Source organism: Pseudoduganella rhizocola (assembly GCF_045984285.3).
In the GTDB taxonomy this organism is placed as follows: domain Bacteria; phylum Pseudomonadota; class Gammaproteobacteria; order Burkholderiales; family Burkholderiaceae_D; genus Rugamonas.
This window is the reverse complement of sequence record NZ_JBJQIK030000001.1, coordinates 226,876-241,602: the sequence shown is the minus strand read 5'-3', so window position 1 is coordinate 241,602 and position 14,727 is coordinate 226,876. Positions and strand designations below refer to the sequence as shown.

The following is a 14,727-nucleotide window of genomic DNA, read 5'->3' as shown; positions in this document are numbered from 1 at the left end:
ATGAACGCCCCTACGCCACCACGCCCGATCCGGGCCCTGCCCGACCAGCTGATTTCCCAGATTGCCGCGGGCGAGGTGGTGGAGCGGCCGTCCGCCGTGGTCAAGGAACTGCTGGAGAACGCGCTCGACGCGGGCGCCACGCAGGTCACGGTGCGGCTGGAAGAAGGCGGCGTTAAACGCATCTGCATTACCGACAACGGCAAGGGCATTCCACCGGACCAGATGCCGTTGGCGCTCGCGCGCCATGCCACCTCCAAGATCGCTTCGCTGGATGACCTGGAGAACGTGGGCACGCTGGGCTTCCGCGGCGAGGCGCTGGCCTCCATTGCTTCCGTTGCCGCTGTGACGCTGACCTCGCGTACCGCCGATGCAGCGCACGCCTGGGAACTGGAAGGTTCGCACCAGGGCACGGTGGTGCCCTCCTCCGGCTCGCAAGGCACCACGGTCGATGTGCGCGACCTGTATTTCAATACGCCGGCCCGCCGCAAGTTCCTGAAATCCGAGCAGACCGAATACGGCCACTGCGCCGAGGTCGTGCGCCGCATTGCGCTGGCGCGTCCCGATGTAGCCTTTACGCTGTCCCACAACGGCAAGACCGTCGACCACTGGATGGTGACGGACATGGCCAAGCGCAGCGCGCAGATCCTGGGCGACACCTTCGCCGAGGCACGGCTGGCGATCGACGAGGGCTCCGGCGTACTGCGCCTGCATGGTTTCGCGGGCCTGCCCACGGCGTCGAAAGGCCGCGCGGACTGCCAGTACTTCTACGTCAACGGCCGTTTCGTGCGCGACAAGCTGCTGGTGCATGCGGTGCGCGCCGCCTACGAAGACGTGCTGCACGGCGACCGTTATCCGTCCTATGTGCTGGCGCTCGACCTCGATCCCGCGCTGGTGGACGTGAACGTGCACCCTTCGAAAATCGAGGTGCGCTTCCGCGACAGCCGCGCCGTGCACCAGTTCGTGTTCCATGCGGTGCAGCGCGCCCTCGCGCAAACCTCGGCCACGGCGCACGGCAGCGTGCCCTCGCCGCTGCCCGCCGCCGACACGCTGGCCGGGGGCCCCATATGGCGTCCGCAGCAGCAGACTTCCTTCGGCTCCATCCTGAAACCGGACTACGTGTCCACGTTCTCGCCCTCGCCCTTCGCGCGCGGCGGCGATGGCGGCGGCGTGGCCCAGAGCACGGAGCGCTACGGCGCGCTGTTCTCCGCCGCGCCAGATGCGGAAGCCGCGCCCCGCCGCGAATACGCAATGCCGGAAGCCGCGCCCTATGTGGCCTCTTCCTCCGCCATGTCGCAGGAAGAATTCCCGCTCGGCTTCGCACTGGCCCAGCTGCACGGCATCTACATCCTGGCCCAGAACAGCAAAGGCCTGGTGCTGGTCGACATGCATGCCGCGCATGAACGCATCCTGTACGAGCAGCTGAAGAACGCGCTCGACGCGCAGATCGACGGCACCGACATGCAGGTGCAGGCGCTGCTGATCCCCGTCACCTTCTATGCGGACGCAGTGGAAGTGGGCACGGTGCAGGAGCACGGCGACACGCTGGCCACGCTGGGCTTCGATATCGCCGTGCTGTCGCCCACCACGCTGGCCGTACGCTCGGTGCCGGCCCTGCTGAAGAATGCCGATGCACAGACCCTGGCGCGCGACGTGCTGCGCGATGTGCGTGAATACGGCGGCTCGCGCGTGCTGATCGAGCGCCGCAACGAACTGCTTGGCACGCTGGCCTGCCACACGGCGGTGCGCGCCAACCGCATCCTCACCCAGCCGGAAATGAACGCCCTGCTGCGCCAGATGGAAGGCACCGAACGCGCCGACCAGTGCAACCACGGCCGCCCGACCTGGGTGCAGGTTGAAATCAGCGCGCTGGACAAGCTCTTCCTGCGCGGCCAGTAAGGTTCACGATGAAGCAGTCCAAGCGTCCGCTGGCGGTCGCCATCATGGGGCCGACCGCCTCCGGCAAAACGGCGGCGGCGCTGGCGATTGCCGAACGCATCCCCTCCGAGATCATCTCCGTCGATTCCGCTCTGGTGTACCGCGGCATGGATATCGGCACGGCCAAGCCCACGCAGGAAGAACTGGCCGCCGTGCCGCACCACCTGATCGACATCATCGACCCGCTGGACAGCTATTCCGTGGCGCAGTTCCGCAGCGATACGCTGCGCCTGGTCGGCGAGATCAGCGCGCGCGGCAAATTGCCGCTGCTGGTCGGCGGCACCATGCTGTACTACAAGGGCCTGCAGGACGGCCTGGACGACCTGCCCGGCGCCGATCCCGAGGTGCGCGCGGCACTCGATGAGGAAGCCATGCGCCTCGGCTGGCCCGCGCTGCACGCGCGGCTGGCGCAGCTCGACCCTGTGACGGCGGAGCGCCTGAAGCCGAACGATGCGCAGCGCATCCAGCGCGCGCTGGAAATCATCCGGCTCAGCGGCAAGCCGATGTCCGAACTGCTGGCGCAGCGCGAGAAAGAAGAACTGCCTTTCACGCTGCAGTCCTTCGCGCTGGAACCATCCGAGCGCTCCGTGCTGCATGAGCGCATTGCGCGCCGCTTCGACATCATGCTGAGCGGCGGCGGCCTGCAACGCGAAGTGGAAGCGCTGCGCGCGCGCGGCGACCTCGATCCGGGCCTGCCCTCGATGCGCTGCGTGGGCTACCGCCAGATGTGGGAATACCTCGATGGCAAAATCGACCATGCAACGATGCGCGAAACCGGCATCATCGCCACCCGCCAGCTGTGCAAGCGCCAGCTCACCTGGCTGCGCTCCATGCCGGAGCGGATCGTGATCGACTGCCTGGCGCCGGACGCCACCCGGCAGCTGCTGGACCTCATGCAAAAAGATTAACGCGAAAATCTTAAAAAAATTCGCGGCGGTTCCTTGACACACCCCACTTCATCCACGATAATAATGCCTCTCGCGGTGATATAGCTCAGTTGGTTAGAGCATAGCATTCATAATGCTAGGGTCGGTGGTTCAAGTCCACCTATCACCACCAAGAATTCGGAAGCCGTTGATTCATCAGAGTCAACGGCTTTTTTGCTATTGGGGGCGGCCATGACGATTGAGCTCGACCACACCATTGTTCCCTCGCGCGACAAGGTCGCGGGCGCCCGCCTGCTGGCGGAACTGCTCGATGTGCCGTGGGCGCCGCAAAGCCTCGGGCCCTTTGCGCCGGTGTTCGTCAACGAGGGGCTGACACTGGATTTCATCGATACCGATGAAAATTTCCCCATCTATCATTTCTGCTTCCGGGTGAGCCAGCAGGAATTCGATGCTATCCTTTCACGCATCCAGGCTAAGGGCATCCCTTACCGCAGTTCGGTGCGCGGACCGATGGATCTGCAGATCAATACCGATTACGGCGGCAGCATGATCTACTGGAACGAGCCGGATGGCCATCAGTGGGAAATGCTGACAGTGAGTTATGCACGGCAGCCTCCATCCATCATGGAGTGAAAAATGGTTTCAATCGGCGGATATTCCCTGCGCGGCGCGGTCATGAGCAATCCGGAGCAGCAGATCGCGCGGCTGCACGCGCAGCTGAAGACTTTGCAGAAATCGGTGCAGAAGCTGATCAAGTTAATGGCGGAGACTTCGGACCCGAAAGTGCTCGAAACGCTGAACGTGCAGATGCAGCAGCTGCGCCTGATGATCGAAACCATCCAGGCGCAGATCCAGCAGATTCAGTTCAATGAGCAGGCGAAGGAAGCGGCGCGTGAACGCAACCAGCGCCTGCATGAAGAAGCGATGGACAGGAAGTAAGCCGCTATACGAAGGCCCCGGCCATGTAGCCGGAGGTCATGGCGACCACCAGCAGCGCGCCAATCGGCGTTGGCGGCGCGGGCGATGGGATGTCGCAGGCGCGGCAGACAGCGCCGATCAGCAATCCCAGCACACTGCCAATAAGCAGCGCGCTCATTGGACCTTCTCCAGCGCGTGGCCGCCGCAATGCTTCTTGTGCTCCGCTGCGCGACGCGCGATGAAGCGGTCCACCAGCCAGTAGCCGGTGCTCATCATGAACACCAGCAGCGCGCCGCTCAGCACGGGCGGCGATGCGGCGGGAATGCCGAACTTGCGGCAGCCCATGCCGACGACGAAGGACAGCACAAGGCCGGCCAGGATTTTCGTGTAGTTCATCGCATCACCTCAGAATGCAAAGCAGCTGCAGCCGAAAGCGCCCCAGAAGCCTGAATAGTCGGACACCGGCACCTTCGAACGCCGCGCCACATCGTGCGCGTGGCTGTGCACCGCGCACGGACCGCTGCACTGGTGCGCCAGCGACCGTGCAGCGGCCGGCGCCACGGCGCGGTAGTGGCCGGGCACCTTGTTCACCGGCGACCAGTCGGGCAGCACCGGCAGCGGCGGCGGCGCCAGCGGCGTGAATTCGGCGGCGCCATACACCACCTTCCCGCCCACCACCGTCAGCACGGATTCGATCGACTTGATCGCCTCTTCGTCCACGCTGAAGAAGTCCGCGGAGAGCACGCTCAGGTCGGCCAGCATGCCTTCCTGGATGCGCCCTTTCTTGCCCTGCTCGTTGGAGAACCAGGCGCTGCCCGCCGTCCACAGCTCCAGCGCCGTATCGCGATCCAGCTTGCTGCCTGCGTCGTACAGGCGCAGTCCGCCGACGGTACGGCCGGACACGAGCCAGTACAAGGCTGTCCAGGGGTTATAGCTGGCTACCCGCGTTGCGTCGGTGCCTGCGCCGACCGGCACGCCGTTCTCCAGCATGCGCTTGACGGGCGGTGTGGCCTTTGCCGCTTGCGCGCCGTAGCGCTCGACGAAGTATTCGCCCTGGAAGGCCATGCGGTGCTGGATGGCGATGCCGCCGCCCAGCGCTTTCACACGGTCGATATTGCGCGGGCTGATGGTCTCGGCGTGGTCGAACATCCAGTGCAGGCCGTTGAAGGGAATGTCGCGGTCCACTTTCTCGAACACGTCCAGCATACGGCTGATCGATTCATCATACGTGGCGTGCAGGCGGAAGGGCCAGCGTTTCCCGACGAGGTGGCGCACCACTTTTTCCAGCTCGGCTTCCATCGTCTCGGGCAGGTCGGGGCGCGGCTCCAGGAAGTCCTCGAAGTCGGCTGCCGAGAACACCAGCATTTCACCCGCGCCGTTGTGGCGGTAGAAATCACTGCCCTGCCCCGGCGAGACCATGGCGGTCCATTTCTCGAAGTCCTGCAGTTCCTGGCCTTTGTTCTGCGTGAACAGGTTGTAGGCGATGCGGATGGTGAGCTGGTCCTGGGCCGCCAGCTGCTCCACCACGCTGTAGTCCTCGGGGTAGTTCTGGAAACCGCCTCCTGCATCGATGGCGCTGGTGATGCCGAGGCGGTTCAGTTCGCGCATAAACTGGCGCGTGGAATTGATCTGCTGGTCCAGCGGCAGCTTGGGGCCTTTCGCCAGCGTGGCGTACAGGATCATGGCGTTCGGGCGGGCGATCAGCATGCCGGTCGGGTTGCCGCTGGCATCGCGCTGGATCTCGCCGCCGGGCGGATTCGGCGTGTCCTTCGTGTAGCCCACCTGGCGCAGCGCGGCGCGGTTCAGCAGCGCGCGGTCGTACAGGTGCAGGACGAAGACCGGCGTGTCCGGCGCAGCGGCGTTGATCTCGTCCAGCGTGGGCATGCGCTTTTCGGCGAACTGGAACTCGTTCCAGCCGCCCACCACCCGCACCCACTGCGGGCTCGGTGTGCGCAGGGCCTGTTCCTTCAGCATGCGCAGCGCGTCCGCCAGCGAAGGCACGCCTTCCCAGCGCAGCTCAAGGTTGTAATTCAACCCGCCCCGGATCAGGTGCAGGTGCGAATCGTTCAGGCCCGGAATCACCGTACGGCCATTCAGGTCGATGACTTGCGCCTCCGGCGTGCGGTGGCGCATGACGTCTTCCGCGTCGCCGACAGCGAGAAACTTGCCGTCCTTGATCGCTACGGCGGTGGCCAGGGGTTGGGCCCGGTCTACCGTATGGAAACGGCCGTTGGTGAGTATCAGCATAATCAGTGTCCGCCTTCGTTTGCGTGTTCGCCCAGGATCTGCTTGGCGTAGCGCACGCCGATGCCGTACGCCGAATGCGCCTTGAAGATCTCCATGCAGCCATCATACGTCTCGCCGCGCGCCCAGTCACGCTGCAGTTCGCACATCCATTGCAGGGAATTGATCGGCGTGGCGCCGGCCTGGATCATGCGCTGGACGGCGCGGTCGTGCGCTTCCACCGTCACATCGCCGCAAGCATCCACCGGAACGAAGATTTCATAGCCTTCGGCCAGCATCTGCAGGGTCGGGAAGGTCACGCACACTTCGGTCCACAGGCCGGCGATGATGATACGCTTTTTGCCGGTGGCCTTGATGGCGGCCTTGAAATTCTGGTCTTCCCAGGAATTCATGCTGGTGCGGTCGATCGGCTTCTGGTCCGGGAACACGTTCTGCACTTCCGGCAGCAGGTGGCCGCTGAAGGTATCGGAGGCGATGGTGGTGAGGATGGTGGGCACGCCGAACAGCTTGGCCGACTTGGCGAGGATCTGCACATTGTGCAGCACCGTCATGCGCTCATGCGACATGGTGCCGAAGAACATCTGCGGCTGGTGGTCGATCAGCGCCAGGGCGCAATCGGATGGGGTAAGCAAGGTGGTATAAGCCATGGTGGGCTCCTTTGAGGCTGGTTGAGGAAATACCTCAAGTGTGCGGCGCCGCGGCGCCGCCGTCACCCCTTGCCGGGGGCCGTTCTCCCTCTGCTATTTGCCAGAGCGGCGCCGCACCCGTTTGGCGCGCCTCGTGTAACATGCAGGCCATGACTCAAGCTATCCGTGTTCTGATCGCAGACGATCATCCCATTCTGCGCACCGGCATTGCTTCACTGCTGAGCGGTTTTCCCGACATGGAGGTGGTGGGCGAAGCGGCCGACGGCAACGAAGCACTGGCCCTGTTCCGCCAGCACCGCCCTGATATTGCACTGATGGATCTGCAGATGCCCGGCATGAACGGGCTCGATGCCATCGACGCGCTGCGCGCCGAATTCCCGAAAGCGCAGGTCATTGTGCTCACCACCTACCAGGGCGATGCCCTGATCCAGCGTGCGCTGAAAGCCGGGGCGGCGAGCTACCTGCTCAAGAGTTCACTGCGCACCGGCCTGGTGGACGTCATCCGCAAGGTGCATGCCGGCCAGCGCCACATTCCCCAGGAGATAGCGGCGGAACTGGTATCGCATCTTGGGCAGCAGCCGCTGACGGCGCGCGAGCTGGACGTGCTGCAGCATGCCGCGCAGGGCAATGCGAACAAACGCATCGCCCAGCTGTTGGGCATCGGCGAGGAAACGGTAAAGGGCTATATGAAAACAGTACTGGCGAAGCTGGGCGCCAATGACCGCACGCACGCTGTGGCCATCGCCGTCAAACGGGGCATCATTGGACTATGATTGCGCTGTGATCAGCCTGCGATCTGGGCGAAACCGTCGCGGATCTCCTGGGCGCTGGCCGGGCGCACCACGCGCGCCACTTCCTTGCCGTCCTTGAGGAAGATCATCGTCGGCCACAGTTTCACCTTGAAGGAGCGGCCGAGCAGCCGTCCGGGTCCATCTTCCACCTTGAAGTGCGGTACGTCCTTGCCGGCATAGGCTTCGGCCAGCAGCGGCTGCGCCGCGCGGCAGTAGCCGCACCAGTTGGTGCCGAATTCCAGCAGCGCGGGACCGCTGAGTGCATCGATATCGGCGCGCGAAGGCGCCGCTTCCTGGTAAGTTCTTTCCATCGTTCGACTCCGTTCGCGACACCGTACCTTAGCACGAAGCCGCGGCCGGAGCCGCACGATGAACCGGTCAGGCCGACAGCGTGGTGCTGTAGTCCTTGCCGCCGACGCGCACGCGGTTCAGTTTCAGGCCTTGCACGTTGTACAGGTAGAAAGGCTGCTCCGTATTGACCGGCGTGCCGAAGTCGCAGTCGCTGATCGTTACACCCGCTACCGGCAGCACCGCCGGCATCGGTTGCGGACCGTTGTAGTCCGAGGCCACCGGACCGAGGATCACGATCGCCTGGAAGCACGATACCTGCTTGCCCTTCTTCGTCACATTGCCCACCGTGACGTTCGAGATCTGCACGTTATGCACCATGGGCGGACGGGTACGCACCGTGTCCGCGGTCGGCGTGTAGTCGCAGTCGAAAGTGACCACGGCGCCGGCGGCAGTCGCCACGGTGCGCGAGGCGATCGGGGAACCCGGCAGCGAGGCATAGAACGATGGCGTGGTCTGCACGCCGTTCGGGATCTTGACATTGCGGACGTAGAAATTGCGCAGGTAGCCGCCGCGGTTCATATTCGTCTTGAGGCGGATCGCCGTGTTCAGCGGATCGGTCTCCCAGTGCATGTTCTCGAACACGAGGTTCTGCGCATACACGTTCTGGATGCCGCCGGCCATCTCGCTGCCCAGCGTCACGGCGCCGTGGCCGCTGTGCATGATGCAGTCCTGGATCACGATGTTCTGCGATGGACCAAACTGCGTGTCCTGGTCCTTGCCTGCCTTGATGGCGATGCAATCGTCACCGGTATCGAAGGTGCAGCCTTCCACGAGAACATGGTCGCATGCTTCCGGATCGAAGCCGTCGCTGTTCGGGCCCGCGCTGTTCGCGTGTACCTTGCGGATCACCACATTGCGGCAATGAACCGGATGGTGCTGCCAGAACGGCGTGTTGATGACCTGGTAGCCTTCCATCAGCACATTCGTGCAGCTGATGAACTGGATCATCGGCGGACGCAGGTAATTCCCGAGGCCGAACACGCGCTTACCCGCTGGCACACCCGCTTCGGACAGCGCGGGCAGGTACTGCTCGTCCGCACGCCAGCGCTGGCCTTCGCCCTGGATCAGCAAGCGTTCTTCTTCCGTCAGGTTAGGCGCCACTTCGGCCAGCGACTGCGGATTGATCGGGTTCGGATCGCGCTGCGATACCTTGCCCTCCTTGTAGCCCGGCGTATTCGCCTGCGAGGCCGGATTGATGGTGCGGTTGCGGCCTTTCCAGGTCCACCAGCAGTCGCCTTCTGCATTGAAGGGCACGCCGCCCTGGCCGTTCAGGATCGAGGTCCAGTCATCGGCGGTCAGTGCGATATTGTCCTGGCCATAGGCATACACCATCGGCGAGAAGTTCAGGCAGTCGTTGCTCTGCCAGCGCGAGATCACCAGCTTGCCTTTTTTTCCGCAATCGAAATCGCCGTACTTTGCGTAGTCCTCGGGCTTGTTGCTGAAGTAGACGTGGGCGCCCTTGGCAAGGTGCACGTTCACGTTCGACAGCAGCACGATGGGACCGGCCACGAACCAGTTACCGGCCGGGATCAGCACGCGGCCGCCGCCTGCCTTGTGGCAGGCCGCGATTGCATCGGCGATGGGGCGGTAGCAGTCCGGCGAATTCTGCGCCGCCGTGTTGATGTTGTCCTGGTGGTCGTGCGAGATCCACGCCTTCACTTTCACCAGCTGGCACTGTTTCGCGCCGAATTTAGTGATCGGAAAGTCCTGCTTGCGGAACTTGGGCGGCTTGGACAGGCGCTTGACGATGGCTTCCGCTTCCAGCCATGGATCCGGCGCCACGGCCGCCTGCGCGAGGCCGGCGCCGCCTGCGGCAGCAAGGCCCGACGCCTTGAGGATGGTGCGGCGAGCCTGATTGATGTATTGCATGCGGGAGTACTCCTTCTATTCCACTGAATTGTTGAACTCTGCCAGGTAGATATCCGCTGGCGAGGGTTGCTTTGTATAGCCAAGTTGTTTCACAGGCTCGATGCCGGCTTGGCGCAGGTTATTCCAGTAGTCGTCCGACGTGAACTGCGCGGGGCGGTAAGGCAAGGTGCCCTGGCGGTTCCAGTCGGACCATGGGGTATTGCGGTGAATATGCTTGCCGATGCTGGAGTTCAGCACCACGGCCTTGCCAACCGTTTCCAGTGCGGTCGGCGTGATGGCGCCTTTTGGCGCCTTGTAGACGTTTTCCGCGCCCAGCATGCAGCTGTAGCCTTCCAGCGGCACCTGGCTGTAGGGCGTGCAGCGCGAGTTATTGAACCACTGGCGGCCGAGGAAGAAATTGCCGAGGCGCGCGTTGGGCGAACCGTCGCTGGTAAAACGGCAGCGGTCGAACACCAGGCCGTATTTCGTTTTCCAGTTGGTGTTCGGCGCCACGACGTAGGACGTGCTGCGGTCACCCAGCGATTTGATTTCGCTCTGGTAGAAAAATGCCGTGGTGTCGCCGAAGATGAAATCGACGTCGCCTTCGATATAGGACTTGTTGAAGAAGCTGCGCGCTGTCACGCGTGTCTCAACGGACTTCAGGTACAGCGTGTCCTGGAAGCCGATCAGGCGGATGTTTTCGAACTGCGCCTTGTCGGCGCCTTCCACCAGCAGGGCTACTGCCTGATGGTGTATTTTTGTGGCCTGGGCATCGACGGCGCTGTTGCCGCAGGCGCGCTCGCTGCATTCGTCGCCCGCATTGCCGGTCGCCTTGTTATAGGAATTCTCGAATGTGATATTGCGCGCCTGGAAGCCCTTGTTGCGCACCCACACCGTCGGCGTGCCGCTGGTGGAGATATTGGTGCGCGCCTTGATCAGGGCATGCATTTCCTGGATTGATGGATGCACATTGGAGAACTGGGAACCGAACTGCTGCGCGTAGCGCGCGCTGCTGACAGCCGCGTCCAGCCCTGCCTCAATGCGCGTCGCCGCTGCATCCTTTCCTTCGCCGTACAGCGTGATCGGCACTGCGGCGGCGGGAATGTAGACCAGTTCCCTGTAGGTTCCGGGCTTCACCAGGATATAGATGCGATCGGCGCGTACTGCCTGCGCAGCAATGTCGCTGACGGCGCGGCTGATGGCCGCCTGCACCGTGGCGAATGTTTTCACGCCGTCGGCTTGCGCCGCGGCGTCCACCGTATAGTCGGGACGGAAGCTTGCGCCGCGCGCCAGCGGATCGGCCAGCGGGTCCCACGGGTCAAGCGTTTCCGCACCGGCGCGGCCGGTGTATTTCAGCACCTCGCGGTAATCGTAGCTGCGCGCCTGCTCCGCGCTTAACTGCGGACGGCGCGGCGCCGCCGTCGCCGTCTCCTCGGCAATGAGCGCGTCCTGCGCATGCAGCACGCCGGCCGCCAGGGCCAGCAGCGCTGCGGCTGTGATACGAAAACTCATTGCGCGACGTCCTGGAACTCTTTGGTGAGCTCCGGAATCGCCGCCTTCATTTCGTTCATCACCATGCGTGCGAAGAAGGCCGCGCCTTTCGGGCCGGTATGCGTATGGTCGAACTCGGACTTCGGCGCACCTTGCGGCTCCGCTGCCGCGCTGTTTGCCGCAGCCGGTGCAGCGGCGGGCTTCGGCGCCACCGCGAGCGTGTCCGCTTCCGCCTCGCCCATGGCCTGCACCGCGTTATAGCTGTCGGTGTTCAGGTCCAGCAGCGGGGCGTTCTTGCTGGCCGCCGTCTTGCGGATCACATCCGCCCAGGGCGCGAGGTCGTTTTTCAGGATGCCGTCCGGCCGGAAGCTGCGGCGCGTCAGCGGCGTAACCAGCACCGGCACGCCGCCCAGTGCACGCACCTCGTCCACATAACGCGCCATGTTGACCGGGAACTCGGTCACGAAATCGGTGGAGCGGCCAGGCTTGCCCGGCTGGTCGTTGTGTCCGAACTGGATCAGCACATAGGTGGCGCGATAGGCCGCGCTGCCGCGCAGCATGCCCTGCACTTCGTCCCAGCGCCCTTCGGCGCGGAAGCTGCCGGAGCTGCGGCCGCCCTTGGCCAGGTTGGTGCAGTTGTTGGAGCGCTTGACATGGGCGCAGAAGGCATCGCCATAGCCGCTGTAATGCGCCATGGTCGAGTCGCCAACCAGGATAAAACGGACCGGACGCGCATCCGGCGCGGCGGCGAAGGCGGAACCGGCCATGGCCAGTGCGAGGGCTGCAACAGACAATCGCTTCATAAACACTCCCTGTCAAGTAAATGCGGGCGCCGAAGCGCCCGCGGGATCATCAGAAGGTGTAGCTGGCTTTCAGGTTGAACGAACGCCCGATCGGGCTCGCAGCGCTGCTCAGATAACCGAAACTATAACCACTGTGGTTCGTTACCGGCGGCGCCGTATCGAATACGTTGGTGATGCCGGCCGTGATGTTCACGTTCCTGAATCCCTTGTAGCCCACGGTCAGGTTCCAGGGCTTGTAGGAATTGATGTCACGCCAATACTCCTTCGCCACCAGGTTCTGGTCTTCGTACTGCGAATTGTAGTTCTGGGTCGCGGACGCGCTCCAGTCACCCTTGCTCCAGTTGAAGCGCAGCGTATGCTTCCAGCGGTAGGTGATGATCGGGAAGCTGGAGGTGGTGCCGTTGCTGGCGTTGCCGAAGCGGCCGATATTCGACACCCACTCTTCACCCGGGAAGAGCTGGTTGTCGAACTGGGTCAGGTAGGTGCCGTCCAGCTGCATGCGGAAGTCGCCATAGCTGCTGCGCGGGAACTGGTAGCTCGCCGATACGTCGATACCGGCTGCCTTCTGGCCGCCCAGGTTCATGGTGGTGTTGACGAAGTAGGCCAGCGTGCCGTCAGGGTTGCGCACGAACAGGGACGCGTACTTGGCCGGATCGAGGAAGTACACCTGCTCCGGCAGGTTCGCCAGCATGTCCTTCATGCGGATGTTCCAGTAGTCGAAGGACACGGTGAGGTTCTTCATCGGCTCGATGACGGTGCCCAGCGTGAAGCCGCGCGACTCTTCCGGCTTCAGGTTGGGGTTGGAGCCCACCTGCTTCGGCAGCTGCACATTACATACTTCGGACTGCACATAGCCCGGCAGCGGCTTGCCGGTATTGGCCACGCCCGGCGTGCCGCCAGGGCACAGCACCGGATCGTCCCAGCGGCCGGAGCTCTTGCCGGTGGCGCCCGGCAGGCGGTAGCCGTAGGCGTCGAACAGGGTTGGCGCGCGGAAGCCGGTGTTGGCCGAACCACGGAACATGATCTGCTTGCTTGGCTCGTAACGGAAGCTGGCCTTCGGGTTGAAGGTGTTGCCGAAGTCGCTGAAGTAGTCGTCGCGTGCGGCGACGTTGAAGGTCAGCTTCTTCGTCACCGGAATATCCAGCTCGGCGTAGATGGCGGCCACGTTGCGCGCGCCGTCGCCATGCGAGGAGGTGCTGTTCAGGTAAGTCACCGAGTTCTGGATCGCCAGCTTGTCGTCGCGCGTGGTATCACGGTGCAGGTCGCCGCCGATTGCCAGCGCCATGGCGCCGCCTTCCAGCTCCATCAGCGAACGGCTCACGGTCAGGTCGATACCCTTGTAGGTGCTGCGCGAATCCCGGTTCTTCTGGCCGTCGACGGAAATCGTCTTCAGGTATTCGCGGCCGGCGCTGTCCTGCAGGCCGAATGGATTCAACACACCGTTTTTCAGGCCATCCAGCAGGCCCTGGCCGGTGACGAAGCCGCGGTCGTAATAGTTCTCACGGTCGCTCAGGCCGATCACCATGCCGGCGCGGTAGTCCCAGTTGCCCCACTTGCCTTCATCCACGAAGGCCAAGCGCTGGTTGACCTGCTTGTCCTTCTGCACGGCGATGCCCAGGTCGGCCACCGACCAGGTAACAGTCAGCGGTTCGCCTTTCAGGCCGGCCACTGCAGGCACGCCGCCGCTATTGCCCGGATACCACTTCGAGCTCGATGGCAGGATGGCGTTCACGCCGTTCACCGCCACAGCGTTAGTCGGGTTGCGCGCGGCGAGAATGTGCGACTGGCCGCGCGCGTATTCGATGCGGAAGGTGTGGTCTTCGCTGATCTGCTTGATGGCGCTGGCGTAGAAGCCGATCTGCTGGTTTTCGTGCAGCGCGGTGCCGTACTCGTTGCTGTCCAGGATACAGGTATTCTTGGCGCCGATCTTCGAGTACGGCGCTGCGCAGCTGCCCGCATACGGGTTCTGCGCGGTCTTGTTGGTCGCCGTGGTGAAGTTGGCCGGCATGGCATTGCCGCCGCTGCCCAGTGTCGGCGCGCGGCCGATGCTGGCCAGCAGCGCGTCCGAGCTGTATTCGATGCGGTCCTTCGAGGCCAGGCGGCTGCGGTCGTGGAAGTCGATGGTGGCGTAGGCAGCCCAGCCATCCTTGCCCAGCGAGCCTTTGCCGAAGGTCAGCGTGGCACGGCGCTCGTCGCCGCCGCCGGAGCGCTCCGGACGCACCACCTGGCCTGTGATCTGCGTTCCTTCGAATTCGCGCTTGGTGATGAAGTTGACCACGCCGCCGATGGCGTCCGAGCCGTAGATGGACGATGCGCCGTCGCGCAGGATCTCCACGCGCGACAGGGCGCTGAACGGAATGGTGTCGAGATTGGCGTAGCCGTCGGCGATGGCCTCATTCGCCAGTCGGCGGCCGTTCAGCAGCACCAGGGTGCGGTTCACACCCAGGCCGCGCAGATTGATATTGGTGCCGGAACCGGCATTGGACGGCGCCAGCGATGCCGATTGCGGCAGCGCCATCATCACGTCGGCCAGCGTGGTCATGCCGCGCTGGGTGAATTCTTCTGCCTTGATGGTCGTAACAGGCAGCGCTTCTTCGCTTGCCATGCGTTTGATACTGGAGCCGGTCACTTCCACACGCGCCATCGCTTCCTGCGCTGCGGCTTGATTCGCCACTGCCATTACCGCCATCGCGATCGAGGTCAGTACAAAACGTTTGGCCCCGTGATACTCGCGCTTATTCATGCATCTGTCTCCTTGCTTGTTTCAATTGCTTGCTGCGGGATGGAGCAGCGCGGCTGCGTGCTCCGGGAA

At 63.7% G+C, this 14,727-nt stretch carries 14 protein-coding genes and 1 tRNA gene; 6 read left to right on the top strand and 9 right to left on the bottom strand.

Translation table 11 applies throughout. The annotated features are described in order from the left end of the window. The 5 genes from mutL (at nt 1) to ACJRPG_RS01150 (ending at nt 3,761) form a co-directional block, all read left to right on the top strand. Nucleotides 1-1,896 (top strand): DNA mismatch repair endonuclease MutL, encoded by a 1,896-nt coding sequence (mutL, locus tag ACJRPG_RS01170; protein WP_407998207.1) that lies wholly within the window; start codon nt 1-3, stop codon nt 1,894-1,896. Nucleotides 1,897-1,904: 8 nt separating this feature from the next. Further along, a complete protein-coding gene (gene miaA, locus ACJRPG_RS01165) occupies nt 1,905-2,843 on the top strand; it encodes a tRNA (adenosine(37)-N6)-dimethylallyltransferase MiaA (RefSeq protein ID WP_407998206.1) in 939 nt (312 codons plus the stop codon). Nucleotides 2,844-2,917: 74 nt separating this feature from the next. Continuing rightward, nucleotides 2,918-2,994: transfer RNA gene (locus ACJRPG_RS01160), tRNA-Met, on the top strand. A 59-nt stretch (nt 2,995-3,053) separates the two neighbouring features. Next, nucleotides 3,054-3,455, top strand: coding sequence for a VOC family protein (locus ACJRPG_RS01155; protein ID WP_407998205.1), 402 nt, complete (start codon nt 3,054-3,056; stop codon nt 3,453-3,455). 3 nt (nt 3,456-3,458) lie between these two features. Then, nucleotides 3,459-3,761, top strand: a complete 303-nt coding sequence (locus ACJRPG_RS01150) for a FlxA-like family protein (RefSeq protein ID WP_407998204.1) — start codon at nt 3,459-3,461, stop codon at nt 3,759-3,761. A 4-nt stretch (nt 3,762-3,765) separates the two neighbouring features. Here the strand turns inward: ACJRPG_RS01150 and ACJRPG_RS01145 are convergent, their stop codons facing one another. The 4 genes from ACJRPG_RS01145 to ACJRPG_RS01130 are packed head-to-tail and all read right to left on the bottom strand — an operon-like array spanning nt 3,766 to nt 6,631. Continuing rightward, nucleotides 3,766-3,918 (bottom strand): DUF1427 family protein, encoded by a 153-nt coding sequence (locus ACJRPG_RS01145; protein WP_407998203.1) that lies wholly within the window; start codon nt 3,916-3,918, stop codon nt 3,766-3,768. Continuing rightward, nucleotides 3,915-4,136 (bottom strand): DUF1427 family protein, encoded by a 222-nt coding sequence (locus ACJRPG_RS01140; RefSeq protein ID WP_407998202.1) that lies wholly within the window; start codon nt 4,134-4,136, stop codon nt 3,915-3,917. The genes ACJRPG_RS01145 and ACJRPG_RS01140 overlap by 4 nt, the downstream gene beginning before the upstream one ends. A 9-nt stretch (nt 4,137-4,145) precedes the next feature. Continuing rightward, nucleotides 4,146-5,987: an amidohydrolase gene (locus tag ACJRPG_RS01135; RefSeq protein ID WP_407998201.1), complete on the bottom strand. Its 1,842-nt coding sequence runs from the start codon at nt 5,985-5,987 to the stop codon at nt 4,146-4,148. Nucleotides 5,988-5,989: 2 nt separating this feature from the next. Beyond that, entirely contained in the window at nt 5,990-6,631 is a 642-nt protein-coding gene (locus ACJRPG_RS01130; protein WP_407998200.1) for a hydrolase, read from the bottom strand. 149 nt (nt 6,632-6,780) lie between these two features. Here ACJRPG_RS01130 and ACJRPG_RS01125 point away from each other — a divergent pair, with 149 nt between their 5' ends. Beyond that, nucleotides 6,781-7,404: a response regulator gene (locus ACJRPG_RS01125; protein ID WP_407998199.1), complete on the top strand. Its 624-nt coding sequence runs from the start codon at nt 6,781-6,783 to the stop codon at nt 7,402-7,404. Between the two features lie 11 nt (nt 7,405-7,415). Here ACJRPG_RS01125 and ACJRPG_RS01120 read toward each other — a convergent pair whose 3' ends face one another. From ACJRPG_RS01120 to ACJRPG_RS01100, 5 genes are all read right to left on the bottom strand, one after another. Next, a complete protein-coding gene (locus tag ACJRPG_RS01120; protein ID WP_407998198.1) occupies nt 7,416-7,733 on the bottom strand; it encodes a thioredoxin family protein in 318 nt (105 codons plus the stop codon). A gap of 67 nt (nt 7,734-7,800) precedes the next feature. Next, the gene (locus tag ACJRPG_RS01115; RefSeq protein WP_407998197.1) at nt 7,801-9,642 is read right to left on the bottom strand and encodes a glycoside hydrolase family 28 protein; all 1,842 of its coding nucleotides are present in this window, start codon (nt 9,640-9,642) and stop codon (nt 7,801-7,803) included. Nucleotides 9,643-9,657: 15 nt separating this feature from the next. Continuing rightward, on the bottom strand, nt 9,658-11,133 hold the full coding sequence (locus tag ACJRPG_RS01110) for a pectinesterase family protein (RefSeq protein WP_407998196.1): 1,476 nt from the start codon (nt 11,131-11,133) through the stop codon (nt 9,658-9,660). After that, nucleotides 11,130-11,915, bottom strand: a complete 786-nt coding sequence (locus ACJRPG_RS01105; protein WP_407998195.1) for a rhamnogalacturonan acetylesterase — start codon at nt 11,913-11,915, stop codon at nt 11,130-11,132. The genes ACJRPG_RS01110 and ACJRPG_RS01105 overlap by 4 nt, the downstream gene beginning before the upstream one ends. A gap of 49 nt (nt 11,916-11,964) precedes the next feature. Continuing rightward, a complete protein-coding gene (locus ACJRPG_RS01100) occupies nt 11,965-14,658 on the bottom strand; it encodes a TonB-dependent receptor (protein WP_407998194.1) in 2,694 nt (897 codons plus the stop codon). Nucleotides 14,659-14,727: the final 69 nt, after the last annotated feature.

Bases quoted from the DNA above. Each gene is read 5' to 3' on its own strand.
- ACJRPG_RS01135 (WP_407998201.1), bottom strand. From the start codon at position 5,987: ATGCTGATACTCACCAACGGCCGTTTCCATACGGTAGACCGGGCCCAA.
- ACJRPG_RS01110 (WP_407998196.1), bottom strand. From the start codon at position 11,133: ATGAGTTTTCGTATCACAGCCGCAGCGCTGCTGGCCCTGGCGGCCGGC.
- ACJRPG_RS01115 (WP_407998197.1), bottom strand. From the start codon at position 9,642: ATGCAATACATCAATCAGGCTCGCCGCACCATCCTCAAGGCGTCGGGC.
- ACJRPG_RS01125 (WP_407998199.1), top strand. From the start codon at position 6,781: ATGACTCAAGCTATCCGTGTTCTGATCGCAGACGATCATCCCATTCTG.
- mutL (WP_407998207.1), top strand. From the start codon at position 1: ATGAACGCCCCTACGCCACCACGCCCGATCCGGGCCCTGCCCGACCAG.
- ACJRPG_RS01105 (WP_407998195.1), bottom strand. From the start codon at position 11,915: ATGAAGCGATTGTCTGTTGCAGCCCTCGCACTGGCCATGGCCGGTTCC.
- miaA (WP_407998206.1), top strand. From the start codon at position 1,905: ATGAAGCAGTCCAAGCGTCCGCTGGCGGTCGCCATCATGGGGCCGACC.
- ACJRPG_RS01100 (WP_407998194.1), bottom strand. From the start codon at position 14,658: ATGAATAAGCGCGAGTATCACGGGGCCAAACGTTTTGTACTGACCTCG.
- ACJRPG_RS01155 (WP_407998205.1), top strand. From the start codon at position 3,054: ATGACGATTGAGCTCGACCACACCATTGTTCCCTCGCGCGACAAGGTC.
- ACJRPG_RS01130 (WP_407998200.1), bottom strand. From the start codon at position 6,631: ATGGCTTATACCACCTTGCTTACCCCATCCGATTGCGCCCTGGCGCTG.
- ACJRPG_RS01140 (WP_407998202.1), bottom strand. From the start codon at position 4,136: ATGAACTACACGAAAATCCTGGCCGGCCTTGTGCTGTCCTTCGTCGTC.
- ACJRPG_RS01150 (WP_407998204.1), top strand. From the start codon at position 3,459: ATGGTTTCAATCGGCGGATATTCCCTGCGCGGCGCGGTCATGAGCAAT.
- ACJRPG_RS01145 (WP_407998203.1), bottom strand. From the start codon at position 3,918: ATGAGCGCGCTGCTTATTGGCAGTGTGCTGGGATTGCTGATCGGCGCT.
- ACJRPG_RS01120 (WP_407998198.1), bottom strand. From the start codon at position 7,733: ATGGAAAGAACTTACCAGGAAGCGGCGCCTTCGCGCGCCGATATCGAT.